This window comes from Acinetobacter sp. GG23, from assembly GCF_057766365.1.
Genome location: NZ_JBYMDJ010000003.1, coordinates 388,215 through 401,141, shown reverse-complemented (window position 1 = coordinate 401,141; position 12,927 = coordinate 388,215). Strand labels below are relative to the sequence as shown.

The 12,927-nt window shown below is 37.4% G+C and carries 7 protein-coding genes and 3 pseudogenes; 5 read left to right on the top strand and 5 right to left on the bottom strand.

Annotated features, from left to right (window positions below):
- Positions 1–3: 3 nt before the first annotated feature.
- Entirely contained in the window at positions 4–1,761 is a 1,758-nt protein-coding gene (locus AC3CAU_RS08015) for a ShlB/FhaC/HecB family hemolysin secretion/activation protein (RefSeq protein ID WP_447054242.1), read from the bottom strand.
- Between the two features lie 251 nt (positions 1,762–2,012).
- Between AC3CAU_RS08015 and AC3CAU_RS08010 the strand changes: the two are divergent.
- Positions 2,013–2,227, top strand: a pseudogene (locus AC3CAU_RS08010) (tyrosine-type recombinase/integrase); the annotation flags it as partial.
- Positions 2,228–2,257: 30 nt separating this feature from the next.
- On the opposite strand, the pseudogene AC3CAU_RS08005 reads toward AC3CAU_RS08010, so the two are convergent.
- A pseudogene (locus AC3CAU_RS08005) lies at positions 2,258–2,550 on the bottom strand (recombination directionality factor); the annotation flags it as partial.
- Between the two features lie 105 nt (positions 2,551–2,655).
- Here AC3CAU_RS08005 and AC3CAU_RS08000 point away from each other — a divergent pair.
- The 3 genes and pseudogenes from AC3CAU_RS08000 to AC3CAU_RS07990 form a co-directional block, all read left to right on the top strand.
- Positions 2,656–2,882 (top strand): annotated as a pseudogene (locus tag AC3CAU_RS08000) (tyrosine-type recombinase/integrase); the annotation flags it as partial.
- Between the two features lie 176 nt (positions 2,883–3,058).
- A complete protein-coding gene (locus AC3CAU_RS07995; RefSeq protein ID WP_447054241.1) occupies positions 3,059–4,792 on the top strand; it encodes an N-6 DNA methylase in 1,734 nt (577 codons plus the stop codon).
- Between the two features lie 14 nt (positions 4,793–4,806).
- On the top strand, positions 4,807–7,875 hold the full coding sequence (locus tag AC3CAU_RS07990; protein WP_447054240.1) for an Eco57I restriction-modification methylase domain-containing protein: 3,069 nt from the start codon (positions 4,807–4,809) through the stop codon (positions 7,873–7,875).
- Positions 7,876–8,233: 358 nt separating this feature from the next.
- Here AC3CAU_RS07990 and AC3CAU_RS07985 read toward each other — a convergent pair whose 3' ends face one another.
- The 3 genes from AC3CAU_RS07985 to AC3CAU_RS07975 all read right to left on the bottom strand — a co-directional run bounded on the left by AC3CAU_RS07985 (position 8,234) and on the right by AC3CAU_RS07975 (position 11,554).
- Entirely contained in the window at positions 8,234–9,121 is an 888-nt protein-coding gene (locus tag AC3CAU_RS07985; RefSeq protein WP_447054239.1) for a recombination directionality factor, read from the bottom strand.
- Positions 9,122–9,297: 176 nt separating this feature from the next.
- Positions 9,298–10,362 carry a YqaJ viral recombinase family nuclease gene (locus tag AC3CAU_RS07980; protein ID WP_447054238.1) on the bottom strand — a complete coding sequence of 355 codons (1,065 nt, stop codon included), beginning with the start codon at positions 10,360–10,362 and terminating at the stop codon, positions 9,298–9,300.
- Between the two features lie 157 nt (positions 10,363–10,519).
- Entirely contained in the window at positions 10,520–11,554 is a 1,035-nt protein-coding gene (locus AC3CAU_RS07975) for a DUF932 domain-containing protein (protein WP_447054237.1), read from the bottom strand.
- A 752-nt stretch (positions 11,555–12,306) separates the two neighbouring features.
- On the opposite strand from AC3CAU_RS07975, the gene AC3CAU_RS07970 reads away from it, so the two are divergent.
- Positions 12,307–12,921: a hypothetical protein gene (locus AC3CAU_RS07970; RefSeq protein ID WP_447054236.1), complete on the top strand. Its 615-nt coding sequence runs from the start codon at positions 12,307–12,309 to the stop codon at positions 12,919–12,921.
- Positions 12,922–12,927 lie beyond the last annotated feature (6 nt).

The window sequence follows — 12,927 nt, the reverse complement described above, 5'->3', positions numbered from 1 at the left end:
TATTTAGTAGGAATAACTAAGACTAAAGCCTGTAGTGAGTTCTCTTTTCATACTCTGTGGCGCAACCAGTCCGTGTCCCGCAAAAGCATCCAGATACAGCCCTTGGTAATAACTACGGATTCCCGCAACTCCCCCAGCCAAATAACGCTGCCCTGCAATACTGTGTTCACCTCCAACCCATCCTTGATCTACCCCTGCATAGAGCTGGCTGTTAAAAGGGAGATTGACATTGATTTCCTGCTGCAGGAAATGACCATTGTCTCCAGACAACATAATTTCCCCATCAAAGCCACGAACACTATAGCGACCACCAATATAAAAACGGTCCTGTGGAACCAAGACTTTAGGTGCGTACTGCCCTTTCCAGTTGATTCGGTACTGAGCCTGCTGATTAAGTAAAGCGAAAGGATAGTTAATCCGTAGGTCAGCACTCCAAAGTGGTGCGCGTGAATAACCTTCAACAGGAAGTGGATTGCCAAAGATATCGGTGATTTCTTCTTCTGGAGCAGCGAGTGAATTAAAAGCGCCTATACCTCTTCGATAATCCAGTGCTAGATCCATTAAGGCATTGCCAACATAGTGTTGATGTTGAATACCTGCATGCCAGCCAGCGGTGCGTCGATGCTGAACACCAATTTCAATATCTTCGATATAGTTTTGATTTTGCTTTTGATAAGCTTTGCCGTAAACGGAAGTTTTATATTGGGTTCCACGTAACAACATTTTTGACAGGGTTATATTGGTCTGCTTACTTTCACCACTGTATAAAATCGGGTTCTCATAACCTGCAACATACTGATCGTATTCATACCAGTTGTAAGATGCACTCAAGTCAAAAGTCTGGAATGGCAGCTGATAGCTAGCAAAGTAACTTTTATTACGGTCTTGATCAAAATCATCAAGTGAATGGCTAAAGTTAAGATTCAGACGGTCATTCATTCGAGCAGGATTGTTAAGGGTTAGACCAATATTACCGATATATTGTCCGGTGCTTTTATTGCCAGAATCATCTACAGACAAACTGACACTAAGCTTTTTATAGGGTTGCGTGTTAATCACAATATTACTCTGCCCCACTGCAGACTCTTCTGTGGCAGCCTCTATCTGAATATCGACTTCGGGCCCCACTATTTTTTTTAAGTTTTCTAATGCATGATCTAATAAGCGAATATTAAGAATATCGCCCTCTGTAAAAGGAAGTGCTGTCTTTAACTGTAGTGCTGAAATATCAGGGCCACTGTGACTGATCTTTGCTATACGTCCTGGCACGAGTTCAAACCTCAAAATCCCTTGAGTCATGTCCTGTTCAGGTACCACAATTTGGCTGGTGACAAAACCTTTCTTGATCAATTCATTTTGAGCGAATCTAACCACGTTCTGTAAACTCTGGGTACCAATACACTGCCCAATAATCCTATTATTTTTTTTATTGAGTATTTGACTTAAAAATTTAAAAGTATCAATGGTTTTTGAATTTGAATCATTCACCTCTGTGTGGATAGTGTTGATGTCAAAGCAGGGTTCTTCCGCCACAATGAGCGGCTGTTTTTTTAATAAGTGTGCTGATATAGGTTGAATGATGGCCTGAGTATCCAGCTGTTGCTTTAAATCACTTAAACGCTGATCTTGTCGAATGAGCTCTGGAAGCGATAAGTCTTGTGGAGATAAGGGCTTAGCAGCGAATAGATTGATATTTTCTGCAGCATATCCATCATTTATTCCCCAGATACAACAAAGACTTAAATAAAGTTTTTTTCTCATGATTACAATTATTAATATAAAATTTCAATACGTAACGAAATCTACTTTTTTTATCTAAGATTTGCAATACTCCCTCCCTCTCAACTGAAAGATTTTTCATCAAATGGTAAATTTTATTTAATTATTCTAAATAACACTTTATCGATAGACTCTATTAATAACTCCTAAGTAAGAGAAGTTAATTTTTAATATTTGAATACGTTTCCTCTTATTTTTAGCTCATGAAAAATTATCTGGGTTTAGCCAATATCTTAAGGCAGAAGCAGGATATATCTACTAATACATTAATTTTTTTATTTTAACTGCTTGTCGATCTGGTGAGATTTTTGGAGCTAAATAGCAGGAAATTGATTTTAGGAATAAGGTTTGGACCATTCCCAAAGAACGAATGAAAGCAGAAAAAGAACACCGTGCACCTTTGTCTGAAGAAGCAATGAGTTTGCTTGAGTCTATTCAGCCATATACGAATATCCTACACATGCGTTAGATCATGAAGTTATGTAAATTCTTGTAGTTTAGATTCTTCCTTATAAAACTCCTTAACAATATCCTGCCCCCTCTTCACCTCCTACCACAAAGCCAGCATTGCCACAACCTCGCCGTGCTACATAATCTAAAGCCTCCTACCACTGCCTTGCTTTGTTCATCCATCTGTTTGGCTTGGGCTTTGGCTTAAACAGTCTCATCTTTCAAACTGACACCCTCGCGTATAGTGAGATTAACGTAATAGACAAGTGTGTGGTAGCTTTGTGTTGTGATCTTACCTCTTAATGTCAGCTGTATCTTCAGTAACAAAAACACTTTCTTCTAAACAGCACACTTCATCATCAATAAGAGCAATTTTTTTAAATTCTCCCAAAAGTCCACAGTAAAGAGCAACTAGAACAAGTCGATGTAACCACTTTGATTAAACGTATGCATGTGCAAAAATTTAAAGAAAATGATATCGGTTATACTGACCCTAAACAAAATCGTGTGGTTACAACACATGGTTTTCGCTCAATATTTCGTGATTGGTCAGCAGATAAAATAAATTACCCTGCGAAGTTTGTGAGCATGTGCTTGTACATAAACTACCTGATGAAGTTGAAGTGGCCTATTTGCGTGGGGCTTATCTTTAAAAACGTAAAATTTTGATGGCTGATTCTTCAAAATTTTTAATACGAAATACCTCTTTTAAAAGATATCTCTTGCTTCTAAAATTCGTCTTGTTATTATGATCGGTCCTCAAATAGATCACTCTTTTTAAGGAATTCTATCTAAAATAGTTTTAATCGCTGATATTTATGAGAGTTGAATGAACACTTTAAATTTGGAACTATTTCCTAGTAATACTACTGATGATAAAGTTGAATTTAAAGGACGTTTCTCAAACTTAGACGCTGATAAGTTACGTGGTGGATACTACACTAGTCCTGAAGTAGCTACATGGTTAAGTGCGTGGGCTATCCAACATAATCAACAAACAATTTTAGAACCAAGCTGTGGTGATGGTGCTTTTTTAGAAGCTGCCATAACCCGCTTAAAAGAGCTTAAAACAAAAACAAAAGAAATAAAAAACCAAATTACGGGTATTGAATTTAATACGACAGAAGCTAAAAAATCAGCGGAACGTGTGAATTTGCTACTTAATAGTTCTGAAACATCTATAGTTAATAATTCAGATTTTTTTGAATGGTGGGAAAACAATAAAAATAAAAAATTTGATGTAGTTCTAGGTAATCCCCCATTCATTAGATATCAATCGTTTCCTGAACCTCATCGCTCATTGGCTATGGCAATGATGAAGTCCCTCGGTTTAACGCCTAATAAATTAACAAATATATGGGTACCATTTGTTGTAGCTGCATCAGCATTATTAAAACCAGGAGGTCGTTTAGCATTAGTACTACCTGCAGAAATATTACAAGTTACATATGCAGCTCAACTGCGCTCATTTTTAACTGAATGTTTTGAAGAAATTGAGATTATTGCTTGTAATGAACTTTTTTTTGAAAATGCAGAACAAGAGGTTGTTTTACTTTTAGCTGACGGAGCTTTACCTCAAAGCCAGCTAAATAATGATTGTCAGGTATCGTTAATAGACGCGCAGTCTGTAAATGAAATAACTACAACACAACCTGAAATTTTTCTACAAAAACGTGAACCTAAATCTGTACGCCATGAAAATGAAAAATGGCTCAAATACTTTTTAAGTAATCAACAAATTTCTTTGATGAGAGCTTTAAGAGATGCTGACATTTGTGCAAACCTAGGTGAACATGCCCACGTAAATGTTGGAGTTGTTACTGGAAAAAATGAATTTTTTGTTCTATCTGAAGAACAAGTTTTAGAGCTAAATATTCCTTCCTATATGACTTCATTAGTCTCCCGCTCCACTCAACTAAAAGGATCGGTGGTTTATAAACAAGATTTAGAAACATTAGCTGCTAAAGGCAATCGAGTTTTTTTATTAGATATAAATAAAGAGAGAGTTAATAATCTTTCACAAGAAATACTTGATTATATTAAGAGTGGTGAAGAAAAACGCTATCATGAAGGTTATAAATGTTCTATTCGTAAACCTTGGTATCAAGTCCCTTCCATTTGGATTCCAGATGGATTTTTCTTTAGACAGATATATGATTTTCCAAGAATTGTACTGAATGAAACACAAGCAACTTCAACTGATACAATTCATAGATTCAAAAGTAAGGGAGCGGATCCAAGACTCATTATTGAAAACACATATTCTTGGTTAACTGCTGCATCAGCGGAAATTGAAGGAAGAAGTTATGGAGGCGGGGTTCTTGAGCTTGAACCTAAAGAAGCTGAGAGAATTCTTGTTCCTAAAAAATTATCTGATGCGATGCCTTTAAATGAGGTTGACCAATTGATTCGCGCAGGAAAATTAGATTCTGTGCTTGAAGAAAATTCTCGTATCATCCTGCAAAAATCTTTGGGATTATCTAAAGAAGAATGCAATATGCTCAAAGAAATTTGGATTAAAATGCGTGATCGTCGAAATACTCGAAAACGATCTAAAACATAAATAATAGAAAACTTATGATCAGTAACTCAATCGAAGCAAAAAATAAGGCAAGAGCTCAACTTCAAGAGCTCGTTAAAATTTTTAAACAGAATGAAGTTGATTATCTGAAAAAAAATTATAATGAGACTCAAGTCCGTACTGACTTTATTTCACCTCTTTTAGAAATTTTTGGCTGGGATATTTATAATAAAGAGGCTATTTCTCTTAGTTCAAGAGAAGTTATTGAAGAAGCGACTATAGAGATTGAAGACGAAAAATTTTCTAAAAAGCCTGATTATGAATTAAGAGTAGCAAAACAACGTAAACTATTTTTAGAAGCGAAAAAACCTAATGTAAATTTAGAGACTACCAAAGACGCCGCATTTCAAGCACGTCGGTATGGTTATTCGGGTAGTCTCCCAATCGTTGTTTTAACTAATTTTTATCAAATCGCTGTCTATGATTGTCAATACAAACCAAACTCTCAAGATCATCCTAATATTGCTCGATTATTAATAATTAAATACGAAGATTTTGATCAAAATTTCGATCAACTTTGGTTGATTTTATCTAGATCTTCAATGTTTTCTGGGGATTTTGATAAAAACTTTTCTACAAAATTATTAAAAAAAGGCTCAGAAACATTCGATATATTCTTTCTTAATCAAGTAAGAAGCTGGAGAAAGAAACTAGCCCTCGATATATATCAAAATAATGCAACCTTATCATCAGATGAACTAACTTATGCAGTACAAATTTTCCTATTACGTATTATTTTCCTAAGAATATGTGAAGATCGAGATATTGAAAAATATCAAAATTTAAAAAAACTTTCAGGGAAATCTAGTTTTACGTCTTTTATGAAAGAACTAAAACGAGCAGATGAATTTTATGATTCCGGACTTTTCCGTCTTATAGATGATGAAGCATTTAATATTACAATTTCAGACAATACGCTTAATGAAGTTATTAATGAATTATATTATCCATTAAGCCCTTATACGTTTGCTGTTGTAGAGACTGAAGTACTTGGTGAAATCTATGAGCAATTTTTAGGTGAGTCAATCATAATCAAGGATGGAAACACGGTTGATATTATTTATAAACCTGAAGTTAAAGAAAGTGGTGGAGTTGTACCTACTCCTCGCTATATTGTAGATACTATTGTTGAGAATACTTTAAATCCTTTATTTTCAGGTAAATCTCCAGCTGAAGTCTCAGATATTTCCATAAGTGATATTTGCTGCGGATCTGGAGTTTTTCTATTATCCGTATTTGATTATTTATTAAATTATTACTTAGATTGGTATACTTCAAATTCAACCCAAGAAAATAAACATAATAAAATTTATGAAAGTATTAATGGCTTATGGAAATTAAATTATGCCGAGAAGAGAAGAATTTTACTGTCGCATATTCGTGGTGTAGATATAGACAATAATGCCGTTGAAGTTGCAAGATTTAGCCTTTTATTAAAGTTAATTGAAAATGAATCTGCTGAAAATTTACAAACATTTGTTAGGGAGTACTCTACACCAGCGTTACCAGAACTGGACTCATTAATACTATTTGGTAATAGTTTAGTAAGTCATTCAGAATGGGTATTAGTTAATAATACAACTTCTTTTGATCTTCTAGAAAAAGTTAATCCTTTTGAATGGAATATAGCATTTCAGAATGACTTTTTGAAAGGTGGTTTTAATGTAATCGTTGGCAATCCACCCTATATCCGCATCCAGAACATGACACATTACTCACCCGAAGAAGTGAATTTCTACAAAAATGACCTCTCTCCTTACACAACTGCCAGACAAGATAATTTTGATAAATATTACCTCTTTATAGAAAGATCTATACAACTTACTAAATCAAATGGACGCCTAGGTTTTATTATTCCAAATAAATTTATGTCAATTAAAGCAGGTACATTGTTACGTACACTATTGCTGGATAACAAAATCTTAGAAAGTATTTCAGACTTTGGGGTTTTACAAGTGTTTGGTAATCAAGCTACAAACTACACTTGTTTAGTTCATTTGAATAAATCTGGATGTGAGAATATTAAATTTGAAAAAATTATTGATCTTGATAATTGGAAGTATAGTAAAATCGCAAATACAACATACCTTCCTATGTCTGCTCTTTCTACTACTCCGTGGTCATTCCAACATTATGAACTCCAATTAATCTTAGACAAAATTAAAAGTAGAAATTACCAGAATTTAATTAAGATCGCAGATATTTTTGTTGGTTTACAAACTAGTGCTGATTCAATATATATATTTAAAGCTATTAATGAAACCTCAACGACTATAGTAATAGAATGGAACAATAAAGAATGGGAGATTGAGAAAGCTATTCTAAAGCCATTTATTCATAAAATGACTCTTCAAGCATATACATTTACACCTTCTAATAATTGGCTAATCTTTCCTTATTCTTTTGAAGAGATAAATGGAAAAGTAAAAGCTAGATTAATTCAACCAGATAAAATGCTATCGGATTTTCCTCTTTGCTATGAATATTTATTAGCAAGAAAAGCCGAGCTTGAAAAAAGAAAAATTAACGGTGGAGATAAAAATGAACAGCAATTCTATCAATTTGGTAGATCTCAAAGCTTAACTCAATTTGATAAACCTAAAATTGTCTTCTCTGTACTTTCTAAAGAAGCTCGATATACATACGATGATAAAAATATCATGATGACAGGTGGAGGTAATGGGCCATATTATAGCCTTAGGGCATCTACAAATGAGTTCTCAGATTTTGTCCTATTAGCCCTATTACATCATCCCTTAATTGAAGCTTTAATAAAAACCCAAGCAAGTACTTTTAGAGATGGATATTACTCGCACAGTAAACAATTCATGGAACAATTACCTGTTCCTCATTTAGCCGATCCAATAAAATCTCAAATTGAAAAGCTCTGTATTGATATTCTTGATAATCAAAAAAAATTACTTGATATCAAAATTCCACACAAGCAAACTATCATTAAGCGAATGATTTCAAGTAACATGATTCAGATTGAGAATATTTTTAGTCAAGCTTTTGAACTACCCCCAACTGAAATCGATATTCTCAAGAAATTTATTTCGCAATAAATTATTCGTAGAACTACAGTTTAAGTGAAGCTTTGAGTATAAGAGTACTATTCGAGTCCCAAAACTCATCAGTAGGCTTTGAGATTTAAAAAAAGAAAGCCCTTTTAAAGGGCTTTCTTTTACGTGTTGTAATCTGCATTTTTTAGGGCCATAATTCCTATCCAAATTACTAATAAAGATTGGAAGAAACTCGTTATAAAGTAGTAAACGGCAACTCTCAAAAGCCAAATATTTACAATATTTTTCCCACTTGAAAAGGTAAGTAATGAACTAAAAATGGTTAAGACTATAAATACCATGATATTAGATTAAAAAATATTTAATATTTTTCTGGTTCAACCTTTAAAATAAATACAAGCTAATTTAACTGCTTATATGAATTTTTCAAGCTTTTCTGAATACTCATTACTTCAATAGAATCATCTGATTGCTCCTCTTCATATCCATCGCTAAAAAATTCTTCGAGCCCACCTATTCCCTCCTCACTATTCACTTCAAACTGCGCGTTGGCAAAACCCTGCCTAGCTATGTGATCTACAGCTTCCTGATAGAATCCTGCCACTTTATTCTGTTCATCAATTTGCTTGGCTTGAGTAATAGCCTCATTCAGGTTAATGCCATCCCGTAAAGTCAGATCCACGTAGTAAACAGGCTGGCGATAACTCTGTGTGGTGCTCTTGCCCCGTAATGTCAACTGTAACGGCAAACATGATAGTAAGCCTCCTGATGCTGCATGGTAATAACTGAGTCGAGCAGCCAACGTGCGTATGCTGTTAAAACCTGTAGTTCTAAAAATGAATGTGCCAAATTCATCCGAGTCATCCAAGTTCATATGCAAACGTCCATACGGCTTACAGTTCCCTCCTTGAGCCAGTGGGCATAAATCAGGGGATGGGCACAGATGCTGCTCGACCCCTTGAGTGGTAAGTCGCTGGCAGGTTTCCCCATTACCGACACATACTGGCCGTCCGGTCTGTCGGTCAAACAAGGTATATTCAGCTCGTAAGTTCAGATCAGGATCATTAAAGATCATTCTGACGGGGATTGAGCGTAGCTTTTGATTGGGAGTATTGGCTCGAAGCTGTTCATCCAGTGGATGTTTCACCCATCCCTCTTTGCTTTGGATTTGGGAAGTAATGGTAAACTGGTCATCCTTTTCAGGCAGACGCTTACCGTTCTTTTCCACCACCCGACCAATACTGATACGTCCTAAGGCTGGTGGTGTAATCGCTAAACCTTTAATCATTCTATTTTCCTCAATTTGGTTTTTTACAGATCATCCACCTTTATGTAGATCACCTGATTCAATAAATATGTATATAGCTAGCTACAAAAGCCGCGACCGTATTGCCCTCTATTCCTAGCGAGTGGAGGGCGGGGAGCGGTTTTTGCGCATCGGTATTTGAATGGGCTGAAATAGGCTTAGTCGGTATAGATGTTGAATCGACGACTGTCCTGCTTTTGAAGTGGATAAAGCTCGATGAGTTCAGGCTGGTGCTGAAGTAAGGCTCTGGTATTCAAACTGATGGAGTCCTTGGCTTTCTTCCACACTACGGAACCACGACTGAACACTGCTCGCTCTGCATCTTTCATCAGCATCTGGATTTGATGTTTAAGCTGATCAAAGCGTTCCTGTTTATGCTGAATCTCTTCTTTCATTTTGATGAGCTGATCGAACATCAAATTGGCATTTTCATTTTGTGAGAGATTTTCAACGGTCAGTGGCACATGGGCTGGATAAAGTTGCAGGATAGCTTGGGCTGCGGATTCACTGGCATCCACAGATGGAGGTACATCATTTTCTACACATTCCCAGAAGTAACGCTCTGCTTTAACAATGTGTTCAATCACCGATTCAAACCGCGTCACTTTAAAGATCTTGGTTTCATGCCCACAGATGAGGACACAAACATGCGCTGCCTGTTTACCTGTCACTGCAAGTTGGTGTTGCACCTGACACAGCACATACAGGGGTACACCATCCCGCCATAGCCGGGCACCATATTCCCCTGCGGTTTTGCATTCAAGAATTTGCACTTCCTCATTGCCGACAACTGAGTAATCTAGGTTTGCCAACATAAAGGATTTATCCGGATCGGGATGCTGAAGCACAGCATTGACACGACGGACTTTATTGTTGGTATGTAGGCTGTAGTACTCCGCAACGAGCGGCTCAAGCTGCTTGCCCCAATACAACGGTGCAATGCCTGAGCTGTCATCATTAATGTTCTGCTGCACACGCCCGGTCTTGGTCAGCCATAGTTCCAACATCGACGTATAGGGATTGAGGCCACAGGCAGTTGCGGCATCACTGCTGCCAATACCTTGCTTACGCACTTCAAGCCATTCCTGATAATCCATATTCTTTGTATTGGCTAAACGCTTGGCTGTCGCTGTTCTTTTAGCTGCTGTATTTGATTCATTCCTCTCATTCGGAATTGGGAGATGAGGGAGTTGATGGATATTCATCGGTGCAATCTGATTCATGGTCTTATCCTTATAAATAGCGGGGTCTGTAAAAATTTGTGGCATAAAAAAAGCCACATCCAAAGATGTAGCAAAAGGGGTTCATTAACTGAATATTGCTGAAGGCCATGTGACTGAACACTTGCAGTAATTTTAATTACCTTCGATTAAATCAAACTTAAACTGCCAGTCTAAGTGCCTGTTCTAGGCCACGCTGTTTTAACGCAGCACCGGCACCGAACCAGGCTGAATCGAGGCGATGATCGGTACTCATGGCGCGACGTTCATGATCAGCAAACTCGGTGATTGAACAAAGTAAACCATAGGCAGTATCTTTGGCTGAAGACAGGTCTGCACCACGACCTTGGCCATTGAACATATTCATCGCTTTGCTCATAGCCCGTCCATTCGGTTCAGACTTTTCTTTAGCTTGATTTGGATTGGCAACATTACGGTAAAACTGAATAATGTTCTCCTCCTGATCAGCAACGCTTAGGCTAGTGTTGTTAAATACAGCATCAAAATACGCAGCCGCTTCACCTTGAGTGACTTTACGTTGAGTCAGCTGTTTCATTTCGTACATATGATCCTCCCATTGGCGTACTGAAATGCCCAATTGCTGTTTGACCTTGTCGGCATCAAACTTGGTGCTGTGTGGCACTTTAACTACACCAGCACTGCTGTTCTGCCCGCGTAAGGCAATTGCTAAAGTGTTATTACACACTACCCGGATATTGGTGAACTGTGCAGTAGTGGCCAGTGTACCGTCGCAAGCAGTTGCCAGCAGAATATAGCCATTACTGACATCCTTGCCCTTGAGTGCTGTGCTTTGTCCGGTACGTGCCAATGCCCAGAATTTCTTACCCCCTTTGAGTACACCTGCGGTTTCCAGTTCAAAACCGGATTGCTCAGTCAGATCTCGATAAAACTCCAGAATCTCCATCGGCTGGACTTCCTGATAACGCTGACTCACTACCGAGAGAGCTGCATGAGTATCTGAACGATATAAAACCCGCTGTTCCTCATATGGCATGATGATGCTCTGCCCGCGTTCATTCTGTGCCATATAGCTGACATCAGAAGATTCAATCCGCCAATCCATGCCTGCCTGCTGTGCCCATATTTCTATAGGTTGGTTTTGGGTCAGTTGATTACCTAGGCCATGCCAAGGGGTTTCACCAATATAAGCCATGTGTTCAAGTTGATGTGCCATAAAATTTTCCTTTTTAAATTAAAGATCGATTTGCTTAAACCCAAATTTTGGACATAAAAAAACCTGCTATGTCAGCAGGTAAAAGAGATAGTGTTTAACGCAAAAATGAAGATCTGAATAATCTTTCATGTAGATGATATATATCTGAAATTATTTAGAATCTATTGTCTAAATTTCTAGCCAAGTGTATTGGCAATCAATTGACCTTCTCTTTCTCACAGATTATGATTCCCTTGCTGGCCTACATTGCCAGTCGGTTTTAGCAGACCGTTCATACAGCGCATCAGGATATATTCGTCTGAGTATTCCTTATGCGTAAAACCTTCTCGTCCCCCTTTGCGGTAGAACGGGAGGGGGACGCGTCCGCGCGTGCTGGTTCTGTATGTCCAGTCTGCTAACCCCTTTTCGTTCTGCCACCATTATTTAGCAGTGATTTGGCAGAGCTTCTATTACATACAGGAGCAGTCATCATGACTCAAATTTTTTTATTCTCATTACCTTCCTAAATAAATTTTATTTCTGTTCAGCGATTTCTGATCATTTGATCCGTCTGCTGAATTATTCTGCCTAAAATTTATTCAGGCTATGAATCACATGCATCATCGCTTGACAGTTACTTTTGCAGTTTTGGCACATTACTGAACTCAACATCTACCGGTCAAAAAATTGGATCGCTCCAGAGACAAACTAATTGAACTCTGGGAATACCCATGCAGTTCAAAAATAATGTTTAAAAAATGATAGGAAACATAATGAAAAAATTGATTCTCACAACTTTACTTGCCACTTGTACAAGTACAGCTTTTGCAAATATTCAGCTGAAAATTGGGGGAGAATACATCACCCCTCAATACGACACTCCAAAATCCCTTAGTGTTAAGCTAGGACAACCCAGTTCCAGCAATGGAAATAAGATGGTATGGAAAAAGGGAAATGCGGTGATTACGGCTGAATTTCGAAATAATAAGCTTCAGGAAATTTATACGAATCTATTTTATTTCGATGGTAGCAAGGGCAATCTAGCTGAACGACCTGCTGAAATGGTCTTTCTGCCCGGACTGAGTTTCGGAGTTGTAAACTCTTACGGCTTCTACAAAATGCCTATTGTTAAAATTGGGAATTCACTTGGGCGCAATTACTGTTTAGGCACTAAATGGATAAACAAAGCTGAGGGGAAAGTAAGCTATACCATCAAAACTAAAGGCGTAGATAACGGCAGTTTCTATTGGACTTCCGACTCTACAATGGAAGCAATAGAACAATGGAAGGTCTACCGCAAAGACATCAATGCTCAAGGTATGGGTATTATTCATCGGGTTGGATGGATTAATGAACCTGTTAATTATGATGTGAAAAAGTGCTATTAATTGGGA

Bases quoted from the DNA above. Each gene is read 5' to 3' on its own strand.
- AC3CAU_RS08015 (WP_447054242.1), bottom strand. From the start codon at position 1,761: ATGAGAAAAAAACTTTATTTAAGTCTTTGTTGTATCTGGGGAATAAAT.
- AC3CAU_RS07995 (WP_447054241.1), top strand. From the start codon at position 3,059: ATGAACACTTTAAATTTGGAACTATTTCCTAGTAATACTACTGATGAT.
- AC3CAU_RS07990 (WP_447054240.1), top strand. From the start codon at position 4,807: ATGATCAGTAACTCAATCGAAGCAAAAAATAAGGCAAGAGCTCAACTT.
- AC3CAU_RS07985 (WP_447054239.1), bottom strand. From the start codon at position 9,121: ATGATTAAAGGTTTAGCGATTACACCACCAGCCTTAGGACGTATCAGT.
- AC3CAU_RS07980 (WP_447054238.1), bottom strand. From the start codon at position 10,362: ATGAATCAGATTGCACCGATGAATATCCATCAACTCCCTCATCTCCCA.
- AC3CAU_RS07975 (WP_447054237.1), bottom strand. From the start codon at position 11,554: ATGGCACATCAACTTGAACACATGGCTTATATTGGTGAAACCCCTTGG.
- AC3CAU_RS07970 (WP_447054236.1), top strand. From the start codon at position 12,307: ATGAAAAAATTGATTCTCACAACTTTACTTGCCACTTGTACAAGTACA.